The following is a 24,606-nucleotide window of genomic DNA, read 5'->3' as shown; positions in this document are numbered from 1 at the left end:
GTGTCGATTCCTTGGCTTCATTTCACGGTCAGCCGGCCGACCATGCCGGCCTCGAAATGGCCGGGCTGCAGGCAGGCGAACTGAAATTCGCCGGCCTTCGTGAACTGCCAGACGATCTCGCCGCGCCGGCCGGGCTTGACGTGAGCCATGTTCGGGTCGGCGTGCTCCATGTCCGGGAACTTCCTCATCAGCTCGGCATGCGCCGCCAGGGCCTCGCGGGTGCCGAGCACCATCTCGTGCAGCACCTGGCCGCCGTTGTGGACGATGAACCTGACGGTCTCGCCGCGCCTGACGGCGAGGTCGGCCGGCGTGAAGCGCATGTTGTCCGCCATGTCGACCTTGATGGTGCGCGTGACCTTCTTCGGGTCGCCCTCCTGGCCGAAGTCGGTGACCTCCACCTTGGCGGCGTCGAACTTGTGCGGCTTGGCATGTTCTTCGTCGCCGTGGGCGAAGGCGGTGGAGGCGGCGGCGAGCAGCGCGGCCAGCGTGAATGCCTGCAGTGTCTTCATAGAGGCTCCTTCAATGGCCGTGGTCGCCGCCGGGCTTGCGGACCTGCAGCGTGCCGGCGTCGCCGGCCGGTGCCGCCGCGCGGGTGGGCTCGGGCGTCTCGGCCGTGTATTCGCTGGTGAGCGTCCCGGCCGGATGCCTGTAGGGACCGGGGTCGCCGTAGTCGCCGCGCTTGAGGTCGTCGCGCACCTTGACGACGCTGAACATGCCGCCCATGCCCACGGGGCCGAAGGGGCCGGTGCCGGTCATCATCGGCAGCGTGTTGTCCGGCAGGGGCATCTCCATCTCGGCCATGTCGTGCATGCCCTTGTCGCCCATGGCCATGTAGTCGGGGATCAGCTTCGCGATCTTGCGGGCGACGTCCGCGTGCTCGACGCCGATCATGGTCGGCACGCCGTGGCCCATCGCGTTCATCGTGTGGTGGCTCTTGTGGCAGTGGATGGCCCAGTCGCCGGCCAGGGCGTCGAACTCGAAGGCCCGCATCTGCCCCACTGCGACGTCCGTCGTGACCTCGGGCCAGCGGGCGCTCTTCGGGACCCAGCCGCCGTCGGTGCCCGTCACCTCGAAGTGCGGCCCGTGCATGTGGATGGGGTGGTTGGTCATCGTCAGATTGCCGACGCGGATGCGCACGCGCTCGCCGGTGCGGGCGACGAAGGGGGCTATGCCCGGGAAGGCGCGGCTGTTCCAGGTCCACAGGTTGAAGTCCAGCATCGTGTTCACGCGCGGCGTGGCGCTGCCGGGCTCGATGTCGTAGGCGTTCAGGATGAAGCCGTAGTCGCGGTCGACGCGGTACTGGCGCGGGTCCCGGGGGTGGATGATGAACAGGCCCATCATGCCCATCGCCATCTGCACCATCTCGTCGGCATGCGGGTGGTACATATGCGTGCCCGGCCGCTGCAGCACGAACTCGTACATGAAGGTCTTGCCGACCGCGATGGGCGGCTGGGTCAGGCCGGTGACGCCGTCCATGCCCGACGGCAGCAGCACGCCGTGCCAGTGCACGCTGGTGACCTCGGGCAGCTTGTTGGTCACGAAGATGCGGATGCGGTCGCCCTCGACGGCCTCGATGGTGGGGCCGGGGCTGGAGCAGTTGTAGCCCCAGAGCCTGGCCTTCATGCCCGGCGCGATCTCGCGCACGACCGGCTCGGCGACGAGGTGGAACTCCTTGACGCCGTCCTTCATGCGCCAGGGCAGGGACCATCCGTTGAGCGTGACCAGCGGGTTGAAGGGGCGGCCATTGGGCGGCGACGGTGGCACCAGGGTTTCGGCCGAGGTCTGGATGGCGGCCTCGGGCAGCGAGGCGGCGCCGACGCGGCTGACCGCGGCCGCGCCGAGGAAGCTGGCGCCCGCCGTCTTGAAGAAGCTTCTGCGGTTGCTCATGTCGGAATCCTTCAGCGGGTGGCCGGGTTGCCGCCGGGGGAGCGCCCTGTCAGCGCCGTCTGCAGGTTGGTCTCGGCCAGCCAGTAGTCGCGCTGGGCCTCGATGGCGGCGGTCACGGCGGCGACCTGGTCGCGCGCGTCGGCGAGCAGCTCGAACACGCTGGCCAGCATGCCGTTGTAGCGCAGCAGGTTCTCGTCGGAGATGCGCTTGCGCAGCGGCACGACCTCGTCGCGGTAGTGCCGGGCCAGGTCGTAGGCCGTGCGATAGGCCGAGTAGGACTCGCGCACCTCGGAGCGCGCGTTGACGGCGATCTCGGCCGTGCGGTGGACGGCCTGCATATAGACCGCCTCGGCGCGCGCCGTGCGGGCAGCGCCGAAGTCGAACAGCGGCAGCTCCAGCCGGACCTCGTAGCCATTGCTTCTCGGCTCGCCGGTCTGGCTCTTGTTGGTGTAGCCGGCCTCCAGCACGTTGACGAAGCGGGTGCTGCGGGTCAGCCCCAGCGACTTCGCCGTGGCTTCGGCGCTGCGCCGGGCCATCAGCAGGTCCAGGCGCTTGTCGACGGCGGTCTGCTCGGCGTCCCTGGGTTCGAACGGCGTCTGCGGCAGCTCGGGCAGATGCGCCGGGAGCTTGAAGGCCAGTTGCGCGCCCGACAGGCCGAGCGCCCGCACCAGCCGCTCCCGCTCGGCGACGGCCTGCTGCCGCGCGCGCGCCAGATTGGCCGTCGCATCGGCCTCGAAGGCCTGCTCGCGCATCTGGGCGAGCTTGCTGAAGTTGCCGGCCTGCAGCATGCGGCGCGCGAGCTCGCCGGACGCGTCGGCCGCGTCCTTGACCTGCTCGTAGTAGCCGACGAGGTCCTGCGCGGCCACCGCGCCGAAGAAGGCCCTGCTCGCCTCGGCGGCCACGCCGACGGCGTCGAAGGCGGCCTGGTATTGCGCCTGCTCGAACTGCCGCTGCGCGACCTGGCTGGCGGCGGGCAGCGCCAGCAGCCCGAGCAGATCGAACACCACCGAGCGGTCGATCTCCGTGGTGCTGTGGCCGGCCAGGCGGCCGAAGCCGATGCCGGGGTTGGCCAGCCGGCCAGCGCGCACGCGCTCGGCCTCGGCAATGCCGAGTTCGGCGAAGCTGGCCTGCAGGCCGCGGTTATTCAGCAGCGCGATCTCCACGGCGCTGTCCGCCGTGAGCGCCTGGCCGAGCAGTTCGGACACCCGCAGGCCAGCCGAGTCGACCTCGGCGGCCGAGCGCTGCAGGCTGACGGACTGGCCGATACGCTGCTGCGTCAGTTCGGAGACGCGGCCCGCGCCGCCGTCGGGGGTGAAGGCCGCGCAGCCGGCCAGCAGCAGGGCCGCCAGCGGGGCAAGCCTGGGAAATGGTGGGTTCATCGTTGGGACCATCCGGGTCATCGGCCCGGCAGCGCCGGGGCCGCAAGGCCTTCGCGCCGCCCTGGCGCGCGCGAGCCTGCATGGGCCTCCGGCGGAGGCCCGGCTGCGTCAGAGGGTTCGGGGCGGGCGTTCCTGGCCGTCCGACAGGAAGCTCGGTGCGGGCGCCGGGAACTCCGGGAACTTGACGGCCGGCAGGGCGGCCGGTTCGGGCAGCTTGGGTGCGGCGCCGGCCAGGGGGGTCAGGGCGCAGAACGCGGAGCACATATTGCACTTGTCCGGCGCGCCGTGGCCGTGGTCGTCGTGGTGGTCGGCGCCGGCATGGGCGTGCGCTGCCTGCATGCCCACGTCGTGATGGGCCTGCCCCTCGACCGGACACAGCATGGCCGCCGCCACCGCGCCCCGGAAGGGCAGCAGCAGGACCAGCAGCAGCAGCAAGCAGATTCGGACGGTCTTCACGGGTGGGCGCCACGCGGGCGCACTCGGGTCAGGCGGCGCATCCTAAACCTTGCGGCCGTGGCAAGGTCAAGCGGTGTCTGCCGCGTGCCGGCGCCGCTGCCCGCGGCCTATATTGGCCGCATGAAGACAAGCCCAGCCCTCGCAGCCGCCGCGCTGCTCGTGCTCGCGCAGCTCAGCGCTGCGGAGATGGTTCCGGTCCAGTGGGACGCCGCCGGCCGCTTCGGCCGCGAGCTGCCCGTGCCGCCCGGCAAGTTCGTCGAGGTCTGCGAGAAGCTGCCCGAGGGCGACAGCGTGGGCTGGTCGTTCGAGGCGGGCGGCCCGCTGGACTTCAACATCCATTTCCACGAGGGCAAGGAGGTCCGCTTCCCGGCCCGCAAGGCCCAGGTCGCCAGGGGCGAGGGCCGGCTGACGGCGGCCCGCAAGCAGGACTATTGCTGGATGTGGACGAACAAGGGCGCGGTGCCGCTGACGCTGCGCTTCCAGCTCGTCAAGGGTTGAGCTTGGTCCGCCCTGGACGCAGCCCCGCCGTCCTGCCGTGCGCGGCCTGGGGCAGGGCTGGCGCCTCCCTGGCCAGCGTGTCGATGATGGGGCAGTCGGGGCGGTCGTCGCCGTGGCAGCACTGCACGAGATGTTCGAGCGTGGCCTTCATCGCCTGCAGTTCCTTCAGCTTCTCGTCCAGCTCCAGGATGTGGGCCTGGGCCAGCGCGCGCACCTGCCGGCTGGGGCGCCGGCGGTTCTGCCACAGGCCCAGCAGCTCGCGGATCTGCTCGATGGAGAAGCCCAGGTCGCGGGACTGGCGGATGAAGCGCAGCGTGCCCACTTCCTTGTCGCTGTACTGCCGGTAGCCCGACGCGGTGCGCGCGGCCTCGGGGAAGAGGCCCACGCTCTCGTAGTGCCGGATCATCTTGGCCGACACGCCCGCGGCCTTGGCGGCTTCGCCGATGTTCATGCCTGCGCTCCCGTCGTCGTGCCTGGCTGCGCGGGCGTGTCGGACGCCGCCTGCCAGCGCCGCAGCGTCAGCGCGTTGGCGACGACGCTGACGCTGCTGAAGGCCATCGCCGCGCCGGCGATGACCGGGTTCAGCAGGCCCAGCGCGGCCAGCGGGATGCCCAGCACGTTGTAGCCGAAGGCCCAGAACAGGCCCTGCTTGATCTTGGAATAGGTGCGGCGCGAGACCTCCAGCGAGTCCGCCACCAGGCGTGGGTCGCCGCGCATCAGCGTGATGCCGGCGGTCTCGGTCGCGACGTCGGCGCCGCCGGCCATCGCATACGACACCGAGGCCGCCGCCAGCGCCGGGCCGTCGTTCAGGCCGTCGCCGACGAAGGCCACGACCTCGCCCGCGTCGCGCAGCCGCTGCACGGCGGCGGCCTTGTCGCCGGGCAGCACCTCGGCCTGCACTTCGTCGATGCCGAGCTGGGCCGCGATGGCCTGGGCCGCGCCGCGGTTGTCGCCGGTCAGCATGACGGTCTTGATGCCGAGCTCGCGCAGCCGCGCCACGCCCGCGCGGGCGCCGGGCTTGAGCGTGTCGCCAAAGGCCAGCAGGCCCAGCACGCGGCGTGCGTCGCCGTCGGCGGCCATCAGCCACGACACCGTGCGGCCTTCGCCTTCGAGCTGCCGGGCGGCCTGCTGCGCGGCGCCCGGGTCCAGCCCCAGTTCCTTCAGCAGCCGCGAGCTGCCCAGTGCCAGCTTCTCGCCGCCGACGATGCCCTCCACGCCGCGGCCGGGCAGGGCAGCGACCTGCCCGGCCTGCGGCACCTGCAGGCCGTCCTCGCGGGCCTTGTCCATGACGGCGACGGCGAGCGGATGGCTGCTGGACTGCTGCAGCGCCGCGGCCAGGGCCAGCATGTCCGTCGCACTGGCCGCGCCGACCGGCAGCACCGCCGCGAGCGACGGCTTGCCGACGGTCAGCGTGCCGGTCTTGTCGAAGGCGACGACGGTCACGGCATGGGCGAGCTCCAGCGCCTGCGCGTCCTTGATGAGGATGCCGTGGCGGGCCGCCACGCCGGTGCCGGCCATGATGGCCGTCGGCGTGGCCAGGCCCAGCGCGCAGGGGCAGGCGATGACGAGCACCGCCACCGCGTTGATGAGGGCCGTCTGCCAGTTGCCGGCCAACGCCAGCCAGGCCAGGAAGGTCAGCAGCGCGACGCCCAGCACGAAGGGCACGAAGACGGCGCTGACGCGGTCGACGACGCGCTGGATGGGCGCCTTGGCGGCCTGGGCGGACTCGACCATGCGGATGATGCGGGCCAGCGTCGTCTCGGCGCCGATGGCGGTCGTGCGCACGGCCAGCACGCCTTCGGCATTGATCGCGCCGCCGGTCACCTTGTCGCCGACGGACTTGGCCACCGGCAGGCTCTCGCCGGTGATCAGGGATTCGTCGACATGGCTGCGGCCCTCGACGATGGCGCCGTCCACGGCCACGCGGTCGCCGGCGCGGACGACGACGAGGTCGCCGACCTGCACCTGCTCCACGGGGATGTCGGCCTCCACGCCGTCGCGGCGCACGCGGGCCGTGGTTGGCCGCAGCGCGTTCAGCGCGCGGATGGCGTCGGTGGTCTGGTGCTTGGCGCGCTGCTCCAGCCATTTGCCCAGCAGCACCAGGCTGATGACGGCCGCCGAGGCCTCGAAATAGAGATGCGGCACGCCCTCGGCCAGCAGATAGACCGACAGCCCATAGGCCGCCGAGGTGCCCAGGGCCACCAGCAGGTCCATATTGCCCGTCCTGGCCAGCAGCGCCTTCCAGCCGGCGCGGTAGAAGCGCCAGCCCAGCCAGAACTGCACCGGCGTCGCGAGCGCGAGCTGCACCCAGCCGCCGAGCATCCAATGGATGTCGAAGAGCTGCAGCAGCATCGGCCCCAGCAGCGGCAGCGTCAGCGCGCCGCCGACCGCGACGGGCCACCAGTCGGGCAGGTGCGGAGCGGCCTGGGGTTGCGCATCCGCCGGCTCGCTGGCCGTGTAGCCCGCCTTGACGATGGCCGCCTTGAGCGCGGCGACGGGCACCGTCGACAGCGCGTGGATGGTCGCCCTCTCGGTGGCCAGGTTGACCGAGGCGCCGGTGACGCCGGGCACTTTGAGCAGGGCCTTCTCCACGCGGCCCGCGCAGGACGCGCAGCTCATGCCACCCACCAGCAGCACCGTCTCGGCCGTCGCGACCTCATAGCCCGCCTTGCGCACGGCGGCGGCCAGCGTGACCGTGCTGACCGAGCCGTCGGCGTCGACCGAGGCTTCCTCGGTGGCAAGGTTGACGCTGGCGGCCCGCACGCCGGGGACCGCCTTCAGCGTCTTCTCGACCCGCAGCACGCACGACGCGCAGCTCATGCCGGTCACACGGAGCCTGAAGCCTTGCGGGTCGGGGATTGCGGCGGTGCTCACGGTTTGCATGCGCGCATCATCAGGCTTCCAACGATGGCAAGGTCAACATATTGACGGATTTATCGGACATGGCTGAAGGACCCATGTGCCGGCGCTGTTGACATTCCAACAGTGGGAGGCTGGAAATTCATGCCATCGACAACCCGTCCCCAGGAGGACAGCATGATTGACTTCGAAGTCAGAGACATGAGCTGCGGCCACTGCGTCGGCGCCATCACCCAGGCGCTGAAGGCCGTGGACGGGGATGCCGAGGTGCAGATCGACCTCGGCACGCACCGCGTGCAGGTGGAGGCCGGCAGTGCCAGCGCGCAGGAACTGGCCGAGGCCATCAGGGAGGCGGGCTACACGCCGGTGCCTGCCGCCGCCGCTGCGCCCGCCGGCGCCCGGGCCGCGAAGTCCTGCTGCGGTTGCTGCCGCTGAGACGTGGCGGCCGGGTGATCTTGCGTTGATGTGCGTCAAACCGTCCGGCCCGGCCAAGCGCGATGCTTTCATCAAAGGAGTTGACCATGCGTTTCATTCCCTCTTGCCTCGTCGTGGCTTCGCTGTCCGGTGCCGCCCTGGCCCAGCAGGCAGTGCCGGACGCGGATCACGCGGCCCATCACCCGGCCGGCGCTTCGGCGCCTGCCGCCGTGGCGAAGAAGGTTGCGGCCAGGCCCAAGGCCCAGGTGGCCGCACCCGCTTCCGCCGCGTCCGCCGGCATGGGCATGAGCGCCGACATGCGCAAGATGCACGACGAGGCGCACAAGCCGGGCGGCATGCATGAGCAGATGCACGGCAAGGACGCCAAGACGATGATGGGCGGGGTCATGCCCGCGATGCCCGCGGCGTCGCCCGCCAGCAGATAGCCGCATGGGGTGAGCCATGGATAACGACCATCGGGACATGCCGTCGTTCTGGCGCTCGCCCGCCGGGCTCGCCCTGCTGGTGGCGTTGGCGGTCATGGGCTTCTATCTGCTGACCGAGCACACGGCCCATGTCTTCGGGGTGCTGCCCTATCTGCTGCTGTTCGCCTGCCCGCTGATGCATCTGTTCATGCATCACGGCCATGGCCGCCACGGTCACGGGAGCGACGACGATGAACAGCGCCGGCAATGATTACGGCCTCTGGGGGCTGGCGGCACTCAACGCCATCATCTTCATCGGCTTTGCCTACAGCTTCTTCAAGCCGGCCAGGCTGCGTGACTGGCGCAGTTTCGGCGCCTACAGCGCGTTCATCGTGGCGCTGTTCGCGGAGATGTACGGCTTCCCGCTGACCATCTACCTGCTGTCGGGCTGGCTGGGTTCGCGCTTTCCGGGCGTGAACCTGTACGGGCATGAGGCCGGCCACCTGTGGTGGCTGATGACGGGGCGGCACGGCAACCCGCATTTCGGCCTGCTCCACATGCTGAGCCTCGTGTTCATCTTCGGCGGCTTCACGCTGCTGTCGCGGGCCTGGCATGTGCTGTATCACGCGCAGCGCCGCCACGGCCTGGCCACGGCCGGCCCCTACAGGCATGTGCGGCATCCGCAATACATCGGCTTTGTCGCCATCATGTTCGGCTTCCTGCTGCAGTGGCCGACGCTGCTGACGCTGGCCATGTTCCCGGTGCTGGTGGCGATGTATGTCAGGCTGGCCATCGCCGAGGAGGGCGAGTCCGAGAAGGACTTCGGCCAGGCCTGGCGCGACTATGCGGCGTTGACCCCGCGCTTCATCCCCCGCCTGTCCGGCGCAGGCGCGGTCGGTGGCCGCTGACGATGTCCTTGCCCGGCCGGGCATGGCCTGCCCGGGCTTGACCTTCCAACGAGGGCAAGGGCCAGACTGAAAACAAGAACAGGAGAGCAGGATGCCCGGCCACGAACACCACACGGCCTCCGGCCACATGCCGGCGGGCAGCCATCCGATGCCGGACGGCAGCGTCATGGCGGGTCATGCCCACGCCCACGCTGCCCACGCCGCCCATGCACTGCATGCCGCACACGCGCCGGGCCAGGGCCAGGTTGAATACACCTGCCCGATGCACCCGCAGGTGCGGCAGATGGGGCCGGGCAACTGCCCCATCTGCGGCATGGCGCTGGAGCCGCTGCTGGCGACCGCCGAGACGGGCGAGAGCCCCGAACTGCGCGACATGACGCGCAGGTTCCGGGTGGGCTTGGTGCTGACTGCGCCGGTGTTCGGGCTCGAAATGGGCGGCCATGCCTTCGACCTCCACCATCTCCTCGCCCCGCAGGCCTCGAACTGGGTGCAGTTGCTGCTGGGCACACCCGTCGTGCTCTGGGCCGGCTGGCCTTTCTTCACGCGTGCGGCGGCGTCGGTGCGCAACCGCAGCCTCAATATGTTCAGCCTCATCGCGCTGGGCACGGGCGCGGCCTGGCTGTACAGCATCGTTGCGACGCTGGCGCCTGGCCTGTTCCCGGTCGCGTTGCGAGGGCAGGGAGGGGCGGTGGCGGTGTATTTCGAGGCCGCGGCCGTCATCACGGTATTGGTGCTGCTGGGTCAGGTGCTCGAACTGCGGGCGCGGGAGAAGACCTCGGGCGCCATCAAGGCCCTGCTCGGGCTGGCGCCCAAGACGGCCGTGAGGCTGAGGCCCGATGGCAGGGACGAGATCCTGCCGGTGGAGGCCATCCAGGTCGGCGACCTGTTGCGCGTGCGCCCCGGCGAGAAGGTGCCGGTCGATGGCGAACTCACCGAGGGCCGGGGCAATGTCGACGAGTCGATGGTGACGGGCGAGCCCATGCCCGTCGCCAAGGCCTTGGGTTCCAGCGTCACGGCCGGCACGCTGAACCAGACCGGGGGCTTCGTGATGCGGGCCGAGAAGGTCGGCGCGGATACCCTGCTCGCGCAGATCGTCCACATGGTGGCCGCCGCGCAGCGCAGCCGCGCGCCCATCCAGCGCATGGCCGACCAGGTGGCCGGCTGGTTCGTGCCCGCGGTCATCCTCGTCGCGGTGCTGAGCTTCGCCGCCTGGCTGGCCTGGGGGCCGTCGCCGGCCTTCAGCTATGCGCTGGTCGCAGCGGTGTCCGTGCTGATCATTGCCTGCCCCTGCGCGCTGGGCCTGGCGACGCCGATGTCCATCATGGTCGGCGTCGGCAAGGGGGCCCAGCATGGCGTGTTGATCCGCGATGCCGAGGCGCTGGAGAAGATGGAGAAGGTCGACACGCTGGTGGTCGACAAGACCGGCACGCTGACCGAGGGGCGGCCCAAGGTGGTCCATGTGGAGCCGGCCGGCGGCTTCGCGGCCGGGCAGGTGCTGCAGAAGCTGGCCAGCGTCGAGCGCGCCAGCGAGCACCCGCTGGCCATGGCCATCGTGGCGGACGCCCAGGACCGCGGGTTGCCGCTGTCGCCGGTGGCGGACTTCGATTCGCCGCTCGGCAAGGGTGTCGTCGGCGTGGTCGACGGCCAGGCCGTCGTGTCGGGCAGCGCCAGGTTCCTGGCCGAGCAGGGCATAGAGACCGCCAGCCTTGCGCTGCCCGCGGAGCAGCAGCGGGCCAGGGCGGCCACGGTCATCTTCGTCGGCGTCGGCGGGCGCCTGGCCGGCTTCGTGGCCATCGCCGACCCCGTCAAGCCGACGACGCCACACGCCCTGCAGGCCCTGCGGGCGGCAGGCGTGCGCGTCGTGATGCTGACCGGAGACGGCCGGACCACGGCCGAGGCCGTGGGGCGCGAACTGGGCATTGCCGACGTCGTGGCGGAGGTCTTCCCCGAAGACAAGGCGGCCGTCGTGAAGCGGCTGCAAGCCGAAGGCCGCGTCGTGGCGATGGCCGGCGACGGCGTCAACGATGCGCCGGCCCTGGCCCAGGCCCATGTCGGCATCGCGATGGGCACCGGCACCGATGTGGCGATGGAGAGCGCCGGCATCACGCTGCTCAAGGGCGATCTGCTGGGCATCGTGCGGGCGCGCACGCTGTCGCGCGCGACGATGCGCAACATCCGCCAGAACCTCTTCCTCAGCTTTGCCTACAACGTCGCCGGCGTGCCGCTGGCGGCCGGACTGCTCTATCCCTTCTTCGGCGTGCTGCTGTCGCCCGTGGTGGCGGCGGCGGCGATGGCGCTGTCGTCGATCAGCGTCATCGGCAATGCGTTACGGCTGCGTGGCGCTCGCGTGGAATGAGCCCCTGATCCGCCTGGGCGCCGGATGCCGGCCATTCGGACGCGCCGGCCCTGCACGACGCGGCTCAAGCCAGCCCGCGCAGGCCCTGCCAGCCGACGTAGAGGCCGACGAGCACGATGAGGGCGCCCGAGAAATAGGGCGCCTTGCGCGCGAACTCGCCGAAGCCGCTCCAGCGCCTGGACACATGCTTGACGCTGAGCGCCGCCATCGCGCCCGACGCGACCATGGTCGCGGCCAGGCCGATGCTGAAGCACAGCACCAGGGCCGCGCCCAGCGTGAACTGCTTGAGCTGCAGGCACAGCAGCAGCACCGTGATCGAGGCCGGGCAGGGGATCAGGCCGCCGGTCAGGCCGAAGACGATGATCTGGCCCGTCGTCACCTGGCGGTTGGCGAAGCGGCGCTTGATGTCGTTGGCATGGGCGCGTTCGTGGGCGTCCTGGTATTCGAGGTCGCCGACCTCCAGGCCGTCATGGGTGTGGCCGTGGTCGTGCTCGCTGAAGCTCAGGTCGTAGTCGTGGCTGTGGCCTGCATGGCCCAGGCTCAGCCGCAGCTCGAATTCATGCGGCTCGGGAATCTCGTCGACCGACTCCAGGAAGCCCTCCCGGGCCGCGAAGCGGAAAGCCTGCGTGGTGCCGTCGGGCCGCGTGGTCGTGACCTCGACGTCGCCGGCCGCCCAGGCATGGCCTTTCTCGGTGCGCAGCCGGAAGCGCGGCGGCACGCCGGTCTCGAAGATCTCCAGCGCGACGACGCCATGCCCGGTGTCCACGCGCTGCGGGCCGTCATGCGCGTGGTCGTGATCGTGGCTCTGCTGGTCGTGCCAGGTCCGCCACAGCATCCAGGCCGCCACGCCGATGATCAGCAGGCCGGACGCAAGCTGGAAATAGGGCTCGCTGGCCTCGACGTTCCAGTTGCGCCCGAAGTAGAGCCCGGCCAGCGCCACCAGCCAGACCACCGCCGTGTGCGACAGCGTGGCCGACAGGCCCAGCAGCACCGCCTGGGTCAGCGTGCCGCGGATGGCGATGATGAAAGCGGCCATCATCGTCTTGGAATGCCCCGGCTCCAGGCCGTGCAGCGCGCCCAGCAGGATGGCGCTGGGGACGAAGAGCCAGGCATTGCCTTGCTGAAGAAGTGCTGCGAAATCGGTCATTGCATGGCGCCCGAGGGTAGGTTTTCAGGTACTCTACCCCAGTACCATGACCAAGGCTGAAACATGACCCATACCGTCCATGGCCAGAAGAGCCTGCTGGCCCGGGTGCGTCGCATCAAGGGCCAGGCCGATGCGTTGGAGCGGCTGATCGAGGCCGGCCAGGATCTGGACTGTGGCAAGGTGCTGCAGCAGATCGCCGCCATCCGCGGCGCCGTGGCGGGCCTGATGGCCGAGGTGCTGGAAGGCCATCTGCGCGAACATGTGGCGGCCGAGAACCTCACGACCGAGCAGCGGCATGAAGAGATCGAAGAAGTCGTTGCCGTGCTGCGCACCTATCTGAAGTAGGCCCGGCATGGTGGCGCGTCAACCCAAGGACTTCGTCGACGACCCCGACATCGGCCCCGTGCTGCCGCCCGACGAGCCATTGTGGAGCCATGGCTTCGACACGGCGCTGGGCCGCTGCGGCGTGGTCTGGAGCGGGCAGGGCATCGTCGCCTCGGTGCTGCCCGAGGCGACGCCGGCACGGCTGCGGCGCCGCCACCCGACGGCCTGGCCGGTGGCCGAGCTGCCGCCGGACATCGCCCGCGTCGTGGAGGGCATACGCGCGCTGCTGGCCGGCGAGGCGCACGACCTGAGCGGCGTCGTCCTCGACGAGCGCGGCATCCCGGAGTTCCGCCGCCAGGTGCATGCGCTGACGCGTGCGATCCCGCCCGGCCAGACCCGCACCTATGGCGAGATCGCCGCGGCCCTGGGCCAGCCCGGCGCCGCGCGCGCCGTGGGCCGGGCCGAGGGCGAGAACCCGTTTCCGCCCATCGTGCCCTGCCACCGCGTGATGGGCGCGGGCGGCGAGCCCACGGGCTTCTCGGCGCCCGGCGGCATCGAGACCAAGCGGCGCATGCTGCTGATCGAGGCGCGTGCCGCCGGCCAGCTCGCGGGCGACCAGCAGGCCTTGTTCTGACGCCCCGACAATCGGCGCATGTCCTTCGCATCCCTGGGCCTCGCGCCCGCCCTGCTGCGCGCCGTGCGCGAACAGGGCTATCACGCGCCCACCGCCGTGCAGTCGGCCGCGCTGCCGCCGGCCCTGGCCGGCCACGACCTGCTGGCCCTGGCCCAGACGGGCTCGGGCAAGACCGCGGCCTTCGCGCTGCCGCTGCTGCAGCGCCTGGTCGCGTCGCTGCCGCGGCCCGGGCCGCGGGCACTGGTGCTGGCGCCGACGCGCGAGCTGGCCGCGCAGACGGCCGAGCTGCTGCGCGAACTGGCGGCCCTGCTGATGCACCGGCCGAGGGTCGCGCTGGCCTTCGGCGGCGTGTCCATCAACCCGCAGCTGATGGCGCTGCGCGGCGGCTGCGACGTGATGGTGGCCACGCCGGGCCGGCTGCTGGACCTGCTGGATCACAACGGCCTGACGCTGGCCGGCGTCGAGACCCTGGTGCTGGACGAGGCCGACCGCCTGCTGGCCGCCGGCTTCGCCGACGAGCTGCAGCGCCTGCTCGGCCAGCTGCCCGCCCGCCGCCAGACCCTGCTGTTCTCGGCCACCTGCCCGCCGGCCGTGGAGGCGCTGGCCGCGCAGCTGCTGCGCGAGCCGGTGCGCATCCGCATCGAGGAGGCGCCGCCGCAGATCGCGCAGCGCGCCATCCAGCTCGACCGTGGCCAGCGCCTGCCGGCGTTGCGGCAGTTGCTGAAGAGCGAGGGCTGGGGGCGCACCCTGGTCTTCGTGGCCAGCCGCTACACGGCCGAGCTGGTGTCGGACAAGCTCTTCGCCCACGGCTTCAAGGCCGGCCTGCTGCACGGCGAGCTGAGTCAGGGCGCGCGCCGCGACGTGCTGGCGGCGCTGAAGGCGGGCACGGTCGAGGTGCTGGTGGCCACCGACGTGGCCGCGCGCGGCCTGCACGTCGACGCGCTGGACGCCGTCGTCAACTACGAGCTGCCCCGCTCCGCGGCCGACTACACCCACCGCATCGGCCGCACCGGCCGCGCGGGCGCCAACGGCACGGCCGTCAGCTTCATCTGCGCGGACAGCGCCGAGAACGCCGAGAGCCATTTCCGGCTGATCGAGAAGCGCCAGGGCCAGCGCGTGCCGCGCGAGCGCCTGGACGGCTTCGAGCCCCGCGCGGTGGCGACCGAGGCCCAGGCCACGGGCGGCATCAAGAGCACGACGCGCAAGAGCAGGAAGGACAAGCTGCGCGAGGCCGCGGCGAAGGCCGCGAATCACGGGCCTGCCAACGCAAATTCCTGCTGAATCAGACGCCTGGAGCCGCCGGAAAACGGGCCTCGCGGGCTGAAGGCCCACAGCAGAGGCTGCAGCGTGCCAGGGCTTGCCGACGCATGGTTGGCGGCCCCGACGCGAGAACCCGGCCCATGCTTTGCGGCTGCCGTTCATGGCGGCATTGGGGCGACCGCTCGCGGCCCCCCGCTTCCTGTGGATCCCGCGGCAGCACCGTTGCGACCCCCTCGGGGGAGGTGTATAAAACCCGGCAACACGACCCAGTCTCACGTACGTGAGTCACAGGAGGTTGCGGTGGAGCCTCGCGTTCATGGGCTGTTGCCAAACGTCGAAAGTACGCGCAACGCCGGCAAGGCTTTGCCGCTCGCGCTGGCCGTGCTCGGGCAGACGCCCATCCCGGCGCGTGACGTGACCGATGTGCATGCGGCCGAGGTGCGGCAATCGCCAGATGTTCCCGGTGGCGCAGAGCCCGTGTGGACCGGCATCTCATTCCCCCGCGGGAGCTTGAAACGTGGCGGGGCGCGAAAGCGTGCGGCAGGTCTCGCGTCCCGCGGCCCGCCTTGAAGGTGAGAAACGGGGCATCCCCGCCGTCCCGCAAAGGCCGGGCGTCCAAGAAGAAGGAGGCAGTCATGGAGCTTCAATTGCAATCCCGCCGCTGGGCGTGGCGTGCGTTCGACGGGTCGGCCGCTGCCGTGGCCGGCCTCGCCGCCGGTGCCGTGCTGATGGTGCTCGACCTGTGCTGGCCGCTGACCTTCGGTGACGGCAACCCGTGGGCCACATCGCACAAGGTCGCGGCGCTGGTGCTGGGCCAGCAGGTGCTGCAGTCATCGGCGTTCGACGTCGGCGTCGTCGCCACGGCACTGCTGATCCACTACACGCTGGGCGTCCTTTCGGGCCTCGTCATCGGCCTCGCGATCGCCGCGATGCGCTGGGAGGCCAGTCTCGCAATGACGCAGGTCGTCGGCTACGTGTTCGGCGTCGTCGTCTACTTCGTCAACTTCTACGTGCTGGCATCGCTGTTCCCATGGTTCGAGGAACTGCGCGGCGAGGCCACCTTCCTCGGGCAGCTCGCGTTCGGTGTCAGCGCCGCGCTGGTCTACCGCAAGCTGAACCGCGCGGCGGCGGCGACCTAGAGCGCCTGCCGCCCGGACCGACCCGCCCATCACGAGGAGCAGCCGCCCATGTGGATGGTCATCACCCTGCTCGCCATCGTCTTCGGCTCGCTGTTGTTCCACTTCCTCAGCCCGTGGTGGACCACGGCGCTGGCGTCGAACTGGAAGCAGATGGACGACACGCTGACGATCACCCTCGTCATCACCGGCATCTTCTTCGTCGTCATCAACCTGTTCGTCGTCTACTGCCTGCTGCGCTTTCGCCATCGCGCCGGCCGGCGCGCCGCCTACCAGCCCGAGAACAGGCGCCTCGAGCGCTGGCTGATAGCCGTCACGTCGCTCGGCATCGCCGCGCTGCTGGCGCCGGGATTGAAGGTCTACGCGAGCTATGTGGATCCGCCGCCCGGCGCGCTGGTGCTCGAGGTGGTCGGCCAGCAATGGCAGTGGCGCTACCGCTTCATCGGCGCCGCCGGGAAGCTCGGCGCCAGCGATGCCCGCTTCGTCAACGGCGCCAACCCGCTCGGGCTCGATCCCGATGACGCGGCGGCGCGCGCCAACATCATCATCACCGGCAACGAGGTCCATCTGCCGCTGAACCGGCCGGTCAAGGTGCTGGCGCGCTCGCACGATGTGCTGCACGACTTCTTCGTGCCGCCGATGCGCGCGCGCATGAACATCGTGCCCGGCCAGGTCAGCAGTTTCTGGTTCACGCCGACGGTCGCCGGGCGCTTCGAGGCGATGTGCGCCCAGCTCTGCGGCATCGGCCACCCGAACATGCGCGGCACCGTGGTGGTCGAGGACGAGGCGGCCTTCGAGGCCTGGCTGAGTGCGCAGCCGACCTTCGCCGCGACGCTGGCGCCGGCTGCGCCGGCCAATGTCGTCGCGGGCGACCTGGCGGCCCGCGGCAAGGCGCTGGCGCAGAGCAAGGGCTGCGTCGGCTGCCACTCGGTCGACGGCAGCACCATCGTCGGCCCGACCTGGAAGGGGCTGTTCGGCAAGACCGAGACCTTCATGGACGGCTCGACGGCGCTGATGGACGCGGCGGCGCTGAGGCAGAAGATCCGCGATCCGCAGTCGAGGACGGTCAAGGGCTTCCAGCCGCTGATGCCCAGGCTCGACGTCAAGGATGACGAGCTCGACGCGCTGGTGGCCTACATCCAGGCGACCCATTGACCGAGGAAATCCATGGCCCACCCAGCTGCCGACGACCACGACGACGCCCTGCACGAGCCGACGTCGTTCATCACCAAATACGTCTGGAGCCAGGACCACAAGGTCATCGCGGTCCAGTACGCGAGCACGGCCATCGTCGTGGGGCTGGTCGGCGTGATGCTGTCCAACCTGATGCGGCTGCAGATCGGCTTCCCCGGCCACTTCGCCTTCATCACGCCGGAGCGCTACTACCAGTTCGTCACGATGCACGGGATGATCATGGTGATCTACCTGCTGACGGCACTCTTCCTCGGCGGCTTCGGCAACTACCTGATCCCGCTGATGGTCGGCGCGCGGGACATGGTGTTCCCCTACATGAACATGCTGAGCTTCTGGGTCTATCTGCTGTCGGTCGTCGTGCTGATGGCGAGCTTCTTCGCGCCCGGCGGTCCCACCGGCGCGGGCTGGACGCTCTACCCGCCGCAGTCCATCCTGCCCGGCACGCCGGGGCACGACTGGGGCATCATCCTGATGCTCGTGTCGCTGCTGATCTTCATCGTCGCGACGACGATGGGCGGCCTCAACTACGTCACCACCGTGCTGCAGGCACGCTGCGAGGGCATGACGCTGCTGCGCATGCCGCTGTCGGTGTGGGGCATCTTCACGGCCACGGTGTTGGCGCTGCTGGCCTTCCCGGCGCTGTTCGTCAGCGGCGTCATGATGCTGCTGGACAAGACTTTGGGCACCAGCTTCTTCATGCCGGCCCTGGTATCCATGGGGCAGCTCACCGGCTACAAGGGCGGCAGCCCGCTGCTGTTCCAGCACCTGTTCTGGTTCTTCGGCCACCCCGAGGTCTACATCGTCGCGCTGCCGGCCTTCGGCATCGTGTCGGACCTCATCAGCGTGCATGCGCGCAAGGCCATCTTCGGCTACCGCATGATGGTCTGGGCCATCGTCGTCATCGGCGCCTTGAGCTTCGTCGTCTGGGCCCACCACATGTTCGTCAGCGGCATGAACCCGTGGTTCGGCTTCTTCTTCGCGACCAGCACGCTGATCATCGCGGTGCCCACCGCGATCAAGGTCTACAACTGGGTGCTGACGCTGTGGCGCGGCGACATACACCTGTCGGTGCCCATGCTGTTCACGCTGGCCTTCATGCTGACCTTCCTGTCCGGCGGGCTGACCGGCCTCTTCCTCGGCAACGTCAGCGTCGACATCCCGCTGTCGGGCACCTATTTCGTCGTGGCCCACTTCCACATGGTCATGGGCGTGGCGCCGCTGCTGGTGGTTTTCGGCGCCATCTACCACTGGTTCCCCAAGATCAGCGGCCGCATGCTGGACGACCGGCTCGGCCACCTGCACTTCTGGACCACCTTCATCGGCACCTACCTGATCTATTTCCCGATGCACTATCTCGGCGTGCTCGGCATGCCGCGGCGCTATTACAACTTCGACGGCTACCAGTTCATCCCGCCGTCGGCCCATCAGCTGAACGCCTTCATCACCGTCGTCGCGCTGGTCGTCGGTGCCGCGCAGCTGGTGTTCGTCTTCAACCTTGTGTGGAGCACCTTCCGCGGCCGCCGGGCCGACCCAAACCCGTGGTGCGCCGCGTCGCTGGAATGGTTCACGCCGCAGACGCCGCCGGCGCATGGCAACTGGGGGGCGCAGCTGCCGGCGGTGCATCGCTGGGCCTATGCCTACAGCGTGCCCGGTGCGGCCGAGGACTTCATTCCTCAGACCGCGCCGCTGGCGGCCGGGGGATTGGAGCCCGAGTCGCATGAGGGCCAAGGCGCCACCGTGTCGAAGGGGGCGCCCGCATGACCGCCGGCGTACTGAACTCGCCGTTGGCCTGGCCCTTGCGGCCGGGCGCTGCGCCAAGCGTCGGGCTGTGGGTCTTCATCGGCGTCGCGACGACGCTGTTCTCGCTGTTCGGCGCGGCCTATGTGATGCGGCTGAGCGCCAGCGATGCGGTCGCCATCGGCCTGCCCTGGCAGCTCTGGCTGAGCACCGCCTGGCTGCTGGCGGGCAGCGTGCTGCTGCAGCTTGCTGCATGGCGCGCGCGGCGCGGCGGGGCGGCGCAGGCGCCGCTGCTGGCCGGCGGTGCTTGCGCCCTGCTCTTCATGGCCTGCCAGGCCTGGGCCTGGCAGGCCCTGCTCGGCGCCAGGGTGTCGTTTACGGGCAACCCGGCGGGCAGCTTCTTCTACGTGCTGACGGCCCTGCATGGGCTGCATGTGGCCGGCGGGCTGCTGGCCTGGGCCTGGGTGCAGCGCGCGCCCGATCGCGCCGCCTGGCGCATTGCGCTGTGCGCACGCTACTGGCATTTCCTGCTGCTGGTCTGGATTGCGCTGTTCGTCGCCTTCAGCACCATCGATCCGGAGGTGGCCGCCCGGATCTGCGGCACCCGTTGACGAGGACCCAACGCCATGAGCGCCATCCCCTCCGCCGCCCCCTCGCAGGCCCCGCTCCCCGGCCTGCGCGGCCTGGTTGCCGACTGGTCTTCCGACCGCCAGGCCTTCCACGTCGCCTGGGGCAAGGTGATGATGTGGATCTTCCTGCTCAGCGACACCTTCATCTTCGGCAGCTTCCTGACCGGCTACATGACGGTGCGTGCGTCGACCACCGTGCCGTGGCCCAACCCGAGCGAGGTCTTCTCGCTGCGCATCGGCGGCGCCGAGCTGCCGCTGCTGCTGATCGCCATCATGACCTTCGTGCTGATCAGCAGCAGCGGCACGATGGCCATGGCCGTGAACTTCGCCTACCAGCGCAACCGCAGGAAGGCGGCGGCCCTGATGTTCGCGACCGCCGCGTTCGGCGTGATGTTCGTGTCCATGCAGGCCTTCGAGTGGACCAAGCTGATCGTCGACGAAGGCGTGCGGCCCTGGGGCAACCCCATGGGTGCGGCCCAGTTCGGCTCAAGCTTCTTCATGATCACCGGCTTCCATGGCCTGCACGTGTCGGCCGGCGTCATCTATCTCAGCGTCGTCGCGACACGGCTGCTGCGCGGCTTCTACGAGAAGCGCAGCAACTACCAGATCGTCGAGATCGCCGGTCTCTACTGGCACTTCGTCGACCTGGTCTGGGTCTTCATCTTCGCGGTCTTCTACCTCTGGTGAGGTGCAGCATGAACGCTCCCGGAACGCCCCAGCAACACCCGGTCGGCCTGTACCTGAAGGTCTGGCTGCTGCTCTTCGTGCTCAGCACGCTGTCCTATCTGGTCGACTACTTCCACGTCCAGGGTCTGCTGCGCTGGAGCCTGATCGTCATCCTGATGCTGCTCAAAGCCGGCCTCATCGTGGCCGTCTTCATGCACATGGCCTGGGAGCGGCTCGCGCTGATCTGCGCCATCCTGCTGCCGCCGCTGGCGCTGCTGGTGCTGGTCGGGCTGATGGCGTCCGAGGCCAACCACACGCTGGTCAGCCGGCTGTTGTTCTTCAAGTGATGCGGGGGCAGTGAGTCGACAATGGCCGCATCATGGGCATCGAGATCGAACGCAAATTCCTCGTCCGCGGCGACGGCTGGCGCCGGCAGGCCAGCGCGCAGACCCGCTTCAGCCAGGGCTATCTGAGCCGCGACCCGGCGCGCACGGTACGCGTGCGCATGGCCGGCGAGCAGGCCTTCCTGACCATCAAGGGCGCGACGACCGGCGCGACGCGGGCCGAGTTCGAATACCGCATCCCGGTCGCCGATGTCGAGCAATTGCTGACGATGTGCGACGGCCCCGTCGTCGAGAAGATCCGCCACCTGTGCCCGCATGAAGGCATGACCTGGGAGGTCGACGAGTTCCTGGACGCCAACGCCGGCCTCGTCGTCGCCGAGATCGAGCTGCAGTCCGAAGGCCAGGCCTTCGCAAGGCCGGCCTGGCTGGGCGCGGAGGTCACCGGCGATGCGCGCTACGTCAACGCCAATCTCGCCGTGAGGCCCTTCACGAACTGGTGACGGCGCCGGGGCTGGGGCGTCGCGATGCGTCCAGTCGCGCAGAGCCTGCGTAGAACCGGCAAGCCATGTCACACGCGGGCAATGCCTGCGGACGACGATGCATCCTGGCCGATCTCGTCGGCTGCCCAGCATTCTTCGCGTCAAGCCCGTGCCGCTCATCCTGTCATCGCTGCTGCATCGAACGCGCGCCGCCATCCTCGTGCTGCTGCTCGTCGTGCTGCCGCTGCAGAGCGTGGTGCAGTGGGTGGCCGGGGTTCAAGGGCATCGCCATCTGCACACCGGCGCGGCGCCGCAGGGCTCGGTGCTCGCCAGCCTCACCCAGCCGCTGCGCGCCGCGCTGGACCGCCTGCACGCGGCCCAGGATCCCCGGCTGCAGGGCCCCCGCCTCGGCTGGGTGGTCAGCAAAGGGCCGGCTGCCGGCATGCACGCCCACGGCGGCATCTTTCACGAGCATATGGCTGACACGCACGATGTGGTCGACGTCGGCGATCCGGCCGACGACTCTGCGCAGGGCGATGCGACGGCCTTCCTGGCCTGGCTGCCGAGCGGTGTCGCACCGCTGGCCCGCCAGGTCGGCGAACGCCCCGCCATGGTCGCCATCGACTGGCGCGATCGCGCCATCGCACCGCCGCTGACGCCGCCACGCGGCTGAAACGCGCCCCCGCCGTCCGCCCCTTCGACTTCCGCCCGTCCCGATGACAGGCGGTGCCTGCGCCTGCCCGCCGGCGCGATCACCGAGAACTGCCATGCCCGAAGCCCGTTCGCCGCTGCGCCGGCGCCCGCGAGACCCCGCCTCGTTCAACCGCAAGCTGCTGGCCGCCGCCTGCCTGTTCGCCGTGGCCAGCGCCCATGGCCATGCCGAGGGCGACGCGGTGGTCGCGGCGCTGGAGCGCGTGGAGGTCAGCGGCCGCCACTACGACAACGCCGTCGGCAGCACCGATGCCGCCTCGCAGGGGGCGATACGCGCCGAGCTGCTGAAAAGCCGCCCCGCGCTGCGGCCGGGCGAGGTGCTGGAGTTCGTGCCCGGCGTCATCGTCACCCAGCACTCGGGCGACGGCAAGGCCAACCAGTATTTCCTGCGCGGCTTCAACCTCGACCATGGCACCGACTTCGCGACCACCGTCAACGGCCTGCCGGTCAACATGCCCACCCACGGCCACGGCCAGGGCTATTCCGACCTGAACTTCCTGATCCCCGAACTGGTCGACCGCATCGAGTACCGCAAGGGCCCTTACTTCGCGAGGAACGGCGACTTCGCGGCCGCCGGCTCGGCCGACATCGCCTACCGGCAGACGCTGGACGAGGGCTTCGCCGCGCTGACGCTGGGCCGGCGCGGGTTCCAGCGCTTCGTCGGCGCCGGCTCCACGGCGCTGGGCGGCGGCCTGAACCTGCTCGGCGCCGTCGAGCTGCAGCGCAACGACGGGCCGTGGAAGCAGCCGGAGCGGCTGCGCAAGAGCAATGGCGTGCTGACGCTGTCGGGCGGCAACCGCACCGAGGGCTGGAGCGCCAGCCTGATGGGCTATGACGCGAGGTGGAATTCGACGGACCAGATCCCCGAACGCCTCATCGATGCCGGCCTGCTCGACGGCCGACCCTTTGGCCGCTTCGACGCGGTGGACCCGAGCGATGGCGGCCAGACGCGCCGCACCAGCCTGTCTGGCGAATGGCATCGGGCGGCCGACGGCCAGGCGACGCAGGTCGCGGCCTATGCCATCGGCTACCGGCTGCAGCTGTTCTCCAACTTCAGCTATGCGATGGAGCGGCCGGCGGCGGGCGACCAGTTCTCGCAGCAGGACCGCCGCAGCATCTACGGCGCCAGCCTGTCGCACGGCTTCGATCACGGCCTGGGCGCGCTGCAAGCCCGGACCGAGGTCGGGCTGCAGCTGCGCCACGACCGCATCCGCGTCGGCCTGTTTGACAGCGTGCAGCGCCGCATCACCGGCACGACGCGCGACGACGAGGTGGGCGAGACGCTCGCCGGCCTGTATGGCCAGACCGCGGTGGAGCTGACGCCCTGGCTGCGCGGCGTCGCCGGCCTGCGTGCCGACCAGGCCCGCTTCAAGGTCGACAGCCTGAGCAACGCGGCCAACTCCGGCCGCGCCTCGGCTCATCTGTTCTCGCCGAAGTTCTCGCTGATCGCCGGCCCCTGGGCCAGGACCGAATTCTTCTTCAACGCGGGGCGCGGCTTCCACAGCAACGACGCGCGCGGCACCACCGCCACCGTCGACCCCAGGACCGGCGCGGCCGTGGACAAGGTGCCCGGCCTGGTGGCCGCGCGCGGCATGGAGCTGGGCGCGCGGACCGAGTGGGTGCCGGGCCTGCAGAGCTCGCTGGCGCTGTGGAAGCTGGACTTCGACTCCGAGCTCGTCTACTCCGGCGACAGCGGCGCCACCGAACCCAACCGCCCCAGCACGCGCCGCGGCATCGAGTGGAACAACCGCTACGTGCCCATGCGCTGGCTGCTGGTCGATGCCGACCTTGCGTGGACGCATGCCCGCTTCGCGGACTTCGATGCGGCTGGCGACCGCATCCCCAACGCGGTCGACCGGGTCGGCTCCATCGCCGTGACCCTGCGCGAGCTCGGCCCCTGGTCGGCCAGCCTGCAATGGCGCTACCTCGGCACCGGCGCGCTGGTCGAGGACAACCGCGTGCGCTCCCGGCCTTCGCTGACGACCAATCTGCGCGTCGCCCGCAAGCTCCGGGCGCGCGGCGAGCTGACGCTGGATGTCTTCAACCTGTTCGACCGCAAGGTCAACGACATCGAGTATTTCTACGCGTCGCAACTGCCCGGCGAGGCGGCGCCGGTCGCGGACCGGCATGTCCACCCGGCCGAGCCGCGCACGCTGCGCGTGACGCTCAAGCTGGGTTTCTGATCACCAGGGCGGCGCGTCCGCGGCCAGGGCTTCGGCCGGCGGCAGCACCGCGGCTGCCGGCACCGCGGCGCCCGCGGCGAAGTCGTGCTCGCCGCCCAGGCCCTCGATCAGCGCCGGGATCAGGCCGCCCAGCTCGCCCGTGGCCAGGGCCAGGTCGGCGTCGAAGGCCTCGTCGCCGCTTGTTTCGGGCCTGCCCTCGAAGGCCAGGTCCAGGAAGCTGATCTTCTTGATCGCGAAGCCCTCGGTCAGCGTGAAGGCGACGCGCTCCTTCCAGCTCAGCGCCAGGCGCGTGGGCATCTTGCCGCTGGTCAGGTGGGCGCGCACCTCGTCGATGTCCAACGCGTGGCGGGCATAGCGCACGACGGGCTTCTGCTCGTCGCTGCCCTTGAGCTCGCATTCGCGCTCGATCTGGAAGCCTTCGGGCGTCACGCCGTCCATCAGCCAGGCGGCCATCACGGCGGCGGGGCTCTCGGCGGTCTGCACCAGCTGCAGGCTCAGGCCCGGGCTGGCCTGGATCAGCAGCGTGATGACCTCGTCCGCGCGGCTGCTGGAGCCGGCATCGACGAACAGCAGGCGCTGCTGCGGCGCGATCCAGACCTGGGTGGCCGAGGTCTTGGTGAAGGCGCGCGGCAGCAGCTCGTGCTGGGCCTGCTCCTTCAAGTCCTTCTTGGCCTTCTTGCCGGGCTTGCGGCCGGTGGTTTCCTCGATGTGCTCGGCCAGCTCGTCCACGCGCTCCTGCACGACGGAGGAAGGCAGCAGGCGCACTTCGCGCTTGAGCTTGACGAGCCAGTGGCCGTCGACGACCTCGACGAGGGGCGCATGCTCGATGCCGCGCGGCGGGGCCCAGCCCACGGCCAGCGGCTGTGTGGGCGCGCAGGGCAGGAAGGGTTCCTTGGCGAGCTGCTCGGCGAGTTGCTGGGCATCGGTGGCCCAGCCTTCGCCGATGCGGTAGGCGATCAGGTTCTTGAACACGGGAAACG

The 24,606-nt window shown here is 70.2% G+C and carries 26 protein-coding genes; 18 read left to right on the top strand and 8 right to left on the bottom strand.

Annotated elements, in window-relative coordinates:
• Nucleotides 1-17 precede the first annotated feature (17 nt).
• From NYP07_RS11680 to NYP07_RS11665, 4 genes are all read right to left on the bottom strand, one after another.
• Complete coding sequence (locus NYP07_RS11680; protein ID WP_268150574.1) at nt 18-509, bottom strand: cupredoxin domain-containing protein; 492 nt, start codon at nt 507-509, stop codon at nt 18-20.
• 10 nt (nt 510-519) lie between these two features.
• Complete coding sequence (locus NYP07_RS11675; RefSeq protein ID WP_268150572.1) at nt 520-1,887, bottom strand: multicopper oxidase family protein; 1,368 nt, start codon at nt 1,885-1,887, stop codon at nt 520-522.
• 11 nt (nt 1,888-1,898) lie between these two features.
• A complete protein-coding gene (locus NYP07_RS11670) occupies nt 1,899-3,266 on the bottom strand; it encodes a TolC family protein (RefSeq protein WP_268150570.1) in 1,368 nt (455 codons plus the stop codon).
• 108 nt (nt 3,267-3,374) lie between these two features.
• Nucleotides 3,375-3,722 carry a DUF2946 family protein gene (locus tag NYP07_RS11665; RefSeq protein ID WP_268150568.1) on the bottom strand — a complete coding sequence of 116 codons (348 nt, stop codon included), beginning with the start codon at nt 3,720-3,722 and terminating at the stop codon, nt 3,375-3,377.
• A 120-nt stretch (nt 3,723-3,842) separates the two neighbouring features.
• On the opposite strand from NYP07_RS11665, the gene NYP07_RS11660 reads away from it, so the two are divergent.
• Nucleotides 3,843-4,220 carry a hypothetical protein gene (locus tag NYP07_RS11660; protein WP_268150566.1) on the top strand — a complete coding sequence of 126 codons (378 nt, stop codon included), beginning with the start codon at nt 3,843-3,845 and terminating at the stop codon, nt 4,218-4,220.
• Here the strand turns inward: NYP07_RS11660 and cueR are convergent.
• Both cueR and NYP07_RS11650 read right to left on the bottom strand, forming a co-directional pair.
• A complete protein-coding gene (gene cueR, locus NYP07_RS11655) occupies nt 4,210-4,671 on the bottom strand; it encodes a Cu(I)-responsive transcriptional regulator (protein WP_268150564.1) in 462 nt (153 codons plus the stop codon). The two genes, NYP07_RS11660 and cueR, sit on opposite strands and share 11 nt — an antisense overlap.
• Nucleotides 4,668-7,103: a heavy metal translocating P-type ATPase gene (locus NYP07_RS11650; RefSeq protein WP_268150562.1), complete on the bottom strand. Its 2,436-nt coding sequence runs from the start codon at nt 7,101-7,103 to the stop codon at nt 4,668-4,670. The genes cueR and NYP07_RS11650 overlap by 4 nt, the downstream gene beginning before the upstream one ends.
• 153 nt (nt 7,104-7,256) lie before the next feature.
• On the opposite strand from NYP07_RS11650, the gene NYP07_RS11645 reads away from it, so the two are divergent.
• From NYP07_RS11645 to NYP07_RS11625, 5 genes are all read left to right on the top strand, one after another.
• Nucleotides 7,257-7,514: a heavy-metal-associated domain-containing protein gene (locus NYP07_RS11645; RefSeq protein ID WP_268150560.1), complete on the top strand. Its 258-nt coding sequence runs from the start codon at nt 7,257-7,259 to the stop codon at nt 7,512-7,514.
• A gap of 86 nt (nt 7,515-7,600) precedes the next feature.
• Complete coding sequence (locus NYP07_RS11640; protein ID WP_268150558.1) at nt 7,601-7,939, top strand: hypothetical protein; 339 nt, start codon at nt 7,601-7,603, stop codon at nt 7,937-7,939.
• Nucleotides 7,940-7,955: 16 nt separating this feature from the next.
• Complete coding sequence (locus tag NYP07_RS11635) at nt 7,956-8,189, top strand: DUF2933 domain-containing protein (protein ID WP_268150556.1); 234 nt, start codon at nt 7,956-7,958, stop codon at nt 8,187-8,189.
• Entirely contained in the window at nt 8,170-8,826 is a 657-nt protein-coding gene (locus tag NYP07_RS11630; RefSeq protein WP_268150757.1) for a methyltransferase family protein, read from the top strand. Before NYP07_RS11635 ends, NYP07_RS11630 begins: the two co-directional genes overlap by 20 nt.
• 91 nt (nt 8,827-8,917) lie before the next feature.
• Complete coding sequence (locus NYP07_RS11625; RefSeq protein ID WP_268150554.1) at nt 8,918-11,182, top strand: copper-transporting P-type ATPase; 2,265 nt, start codon at nt 8,918-8,920, stop codon at nt 11,180-11,182.
• Nucleotides 11,183-11,246: 64 nt separating this feature from the next.
• On the opposite strand, the gene NYP07_RS11620 is transcribed toward NYP07_RS11625, so the two are convergent.
• Nucleotides 11,247-12,329 (bottom strand): nickel/cobalt efflux protein RcnA, encoded by a 1,083-nt coding sequence (locus NYP07_RS11620; protein ID WP_268150552.1) that lies wholly within the window; start codon nt 12,327-12,329, stop codon nt 11,247-11,249.
• A gap of 63 nt (nt 12,330-12,392) precedes the next feature.
• On the opposite strand from NYP07_RS11620, the gene NYP07_RS11615 reads away from it, so the two are divergent.
• The 12 genes from NYP07_RS11615 (at nt 12,393) to NYP07_RS11560 (ending at nt 23,626) form a co-directional block, all read left to right on the top strand.
• Nucleotides 12,393-12,674 (top strand): metal/formaldehyde-sensitive transcriptional repressor, encoded by a 282-nt coding sequence (locus NYP07_RS11615; protein WP_268150550.1) that lies wholly within the window; start codon nt 12,393-12,395, stop codon nt 12,672-12,674.
• Between the two features lie 7 nt (nt 12,675-12,681).
• Nucleotides 12,682-13,287 (top strand): methylated-DNA--[protein]-cysteine S-methyltransferase, encoded by a 606-nt coding sequence (locus NYP07_RS11610; protein WP_268150548.1) that lies wholly within the window; start codon nt 12,682-12,684, stop codon nt 13,285-13,287.
• A gap of 18 nt (nt 13,288-13,305) precedes the next feature.
• Nucleotides 13,306-14,568: a DEAD/DEAH box helicase gene (locus NYP07_RS11605; RefSeq protein ID WP_268150546.1), complete on the top strand. Its 1,263-nt coding sequence runs from the start codon at nt 13,306-13,308 to the stop codon at nt 14,566-14,568.
• Nucleotides 14,569-15,182: 614 nt separating this feature from the next.
• Complete coding sequence (locus tag NYP07_RS11600; RefSeq protein WP_268150544.1) at nt 15,183-15,686, top strand: hypothetical protein; 504 nt, start codon at nt 15,183-15,185, stop codon at nt 15,684-15,686.
• Between the two features lie 48 nt (nt 15,687-15,734).
• Nucleotides 15,735-16,838 carry a c-type cytochrome gene (locus NYP07_RS11595; protein WP_268150542.1) on the top strand — a complete coding sequence of 368 codons (1,104 nt, stop codon included), beginning with the start codon at nt 15,735-15,737 and terminating at the stop codon, nt 16,836-16,838.
• Between the two features lie 12 nt (nt 16,839-16,850).
• Nucleotides 16,851-18,638 (top strand): cytochrome c oxidase subunit I, encoded by a 1,788-nt coding sequence (locus NYP07_RS11590; RefSeq protein ID WP_268150540.1) that lies wholly within the window; start codon nt 16,851-16,853, stop codon nt 18,636-18,638.
• Nucleotides 18,635-19,225, top strand: a complete 591-nt coding sequence (locus NYP07_RS11585; protein ID WP_268150538.1) for a cytochrome c oxidase subunit 3 — start codon at nt 18,635-18,637, stop codon at nt 19,223-19,225. Before NYP07_RS11590 ends, NYP07_RS11585 begins: the two co-directional genes overlap by 4 nt.
• Nucleotides 19,226-19,240: 15 nt before the next feature.
• Nucleotides 19,241-19,930 carry a heme-copper oxidase subunit III family protein gene (locus tag NYP07_RS11580; protein WP_268150536.1) on the top strand — a complete coding sequence of 230 codons (690 nt, stop codon included), beginning with the start codon at nt 19,241-19,243 and terminating at the stop codon, nt 19,928-19,930.
• 8 nt (nt 19,931-19,938) lie between these two features.
• Complete coding sequence (locus NYP07_RS11575; RefSeq protein ID WP_268150534.1) at nt 19,939-20,256, top strand: cytochrome C oxidase subunit IV family protein; 318 nt, start codon at nt 19,939-19,941, stop codon at nt 20,254-20,256.
• Nucleotides 20,257-20,288: 32 nt separating this feature from the next.
• Complete coding sequence (locus NYP07_RS11570; RefSeq protein WP_268150533.1) at nt 20,289-20,753, top strand: CYTH domain-containing protein; 465 nt, start codon at nt 20,289-20,291, stop codon at nt 20,751-20,753.
• Between the two features lie 97 nt (nt 20,754-20,850).
• Entirely contained in the window at nt 20,851-21,405 is a 555-nt protein-coding gene (locus NYP07_RS11565; RefSeq protein ID WP_268150531.1) for a hypothetical protein, read from the top strand.
• A gap of 94 nt (nt 21,406-21,499) precedes the next feature.
• Nucleotides 21,500-23,626 carry a TonB-dependent receptor gene (locus NYP07_RS11560; RefSeq protein WP_268150529.1) on the top strand — a complete coding sequence of 709 codons (2,127 nt, stop codon included), beginning with the start codon at nt 21,500-21,502 and terminating at the stop codon, nt 23,624-23,626.
• On the opposite strand, the gene NYP07_RS11555 is transcribed toward NYP07_RS11560, so the two are convergent.
• Nucleotides 23,627-24,598 (bottom strand): recombination-associated protein RdgC, encoded by a 972-nt coding sequence (locus NYP07_RS11555; RefSeq protein ID WP_268150527.1) that lies wholly within the window; start codon nt 24,596-24,598, stop codon nt 23,627-23,629.
• Between the last annotated feature and the right edge of the window lie 8 nt (nt 24,599-24,606).

Origin of the sequence: Pelomonas aquatica (assembly GCF_026712205.1) — a bacterium.
GTDB lineage: Bacteria > Pseudomonadota > Gammaproteobacteria > Burkholderiales > Burkholderiaceae_C > Pelomonas > Pelomonas aquatica.
This window is presented reverse-complemented; position numbering and strand designations above follow the sequence as displayed.

Excerpts from the sequence above, each read along its gene's own strand:
- NYP07_RS11585 (WP_268150538.1), top strand. The coding sequence starts at position 18,635 with ATGACCGCCGGCGTACTGAACTCGCCGTTGGCCTGGCCCTTGCGGCCG.
- cueR (WP_268150564.1), bottom strand. The coding sequence starts at position 4,671 with ATGAACATCGGCGAAGCCGCCAAGGCCGCGGGCGTGTCGGCCAAGATG.
- NYP07_RS11565 (WP_268150531.1), top strand. The coding sequence starts at position 20,851 with ATGCATCCTGGCCGATCTCGTCGGCTGCCCAGCATTCTTCGCGTCAAG.
- NYP07_RS11620 (WP_268150552.1), bottom strand. The coding sequence starts at position 12,329 with ATGACCGATTTCGCAGCACTTCTTCAGCAAGGCAATGCCTGGCTCTTC.
- NYP07_RS11605 (WP_268150546.1), top strand. The coding sequence starts at position 13,306 with ATGTCCTTCGCATCCCTGGGCCTCGCGCCCGCCCTGCTGCGCGCCGTG.
- NYP07_RS11650 (WP_268150562.1), bottom strand. The coding sequence starts at position 7,103 with ATGCAAACCGTGAGCACCGCCGCAATCCCCGACCCGCAAGGCTTCAGG.
- NYP07_RS11610 (WP_268150548.1), top strand. The coding sequence starts at position 12,682 with ATGGTGGCGCGTCAACCCAAGGACTTCGTCGACGACCCCGACATCGGC.
- NYP07_RS11680 (WP_268150574.1), bottom strand. The coding sequence starts at position 509 with ATGAAGACACTGCAGGCATTCACGCTGGCCGCGCTGCTCGCCGCCGCC.
- NYP07_RS11600 (WP_268150544.1), top strand. The coding sequence starts at position 15,183 with ATGGAGCTTCAATTGCAATCCCGCCGCTGGGCGTGGCGTGCGTTCGAC.
- NYP07_RS11590 (WP_268150540.1), top strand. The coding sequence starts at position 16,851 with ATGGCCCACCCAGCTGCCGACGACCACGACGACGCCCTGCACGAGCCG.
- NYP07_RS11625 (WP_268150554.1), top strand. The coding sequence starts at position 8,918 with ATGCCCGGCCACGAACACCACACGGCCTCCGGCCACATGCCGGCGGGC.
- NYP07_RS11645 (WP_268150560.1), top strand. The coding sequence starts at position 7,257 with ATGATTGACTTCGAAGTCAGAGACATGAGCTGCGGCCACTGCGTCGGC.
- NYP07_RS11560 (WP_268150529.1), top strand. The coding sequence starts at position 21,500 with ATGCCCGAAGCCCGTTCGCCGCTGCGCCGGCGCCCGCGAGACCCCGCC.
- NYP07_RS11595 (WP_268150542.1), top strand. The coding sequence starts at position 15,735 with ATGTGGATGGTCATCACCCTGCTCGCCATCGTCTTCGGCTCGCTGTTG.
- NYP07_RS11660 (WP_268150566.1), top strand. The coding sequence starts at position 3,843 with ATGAAGACAAGCCCAGCCCTCGCAGCCGCCGCGCTGCTCGTGCTCGCG.
- NYP07_RS11580 (WP_268150536.1), top strand. The coding sequence starts at position 19,241 with ATGAGCGCCATCCCCTCCGCCGCCCCCTCGCAGGCCCCGCTCCCCGGC.
- NYP07_RS11575 (WP_268150534.1), top strand. The coding sequence starts at position 19,939 with ATGAACGCTCCCGGAACGCCCCAGCAACACCCGGTCGGCCTGTACCTG.
- NYP07_RS11640 (WP_268150558.1), top strand. The coding sequence starts at position 7,601 with ATGCGTTTCATTCCCTCTTGCCTCGTCGTGGCTTCGCTGTCCGGTGCC.
- NYP07_RS11570 (WP_268150533.1), top strand. The coding sequence starts at position 20,289 with ATGGGCATCGAGATCGAACGCAAATTCCTCGTCCGCGGCGACGGCTGG.
- NYP07_RS11670 (WP_268150570.1), bottom strand. The coding sequence starts at position 3,266 with ATGAACCCACCATTTCCCAGGCTTGCCCCGCTGGCGGCCCTGCTGCTG.
- NYP07_RS11635 (WP_268150556.1), top strand. The coding sequence starts at position 7,956 with ATGGATAACGACCATCGGGACATGCCGTCGTTCTGGCGCTCGCCCGCC.
- NYP07_RS11615 (WP_268150550.1), top strand. The coding sequence starts at position 12,393 with ATGACCCATACCGTCCATGGCCAGAAGAGCCTGCTGGCCCGGGTGCGT.
- NYP07_RS11630 (WP_268150757.1), top strand. The coding sequence starts at position 8,170 with ATGAACAGCGCCGGCAATGATTACGGCCTCTGGGGGCTGGCGGCACTC.
- NYP07_RS11675 (WP_268150572.1), bottom strand. The coding sequence starts at position 1,887 with ATGAGCAACCGCAGAAGCTTCTTCAAGACGGCGGGCGCCAGCTTCCTC.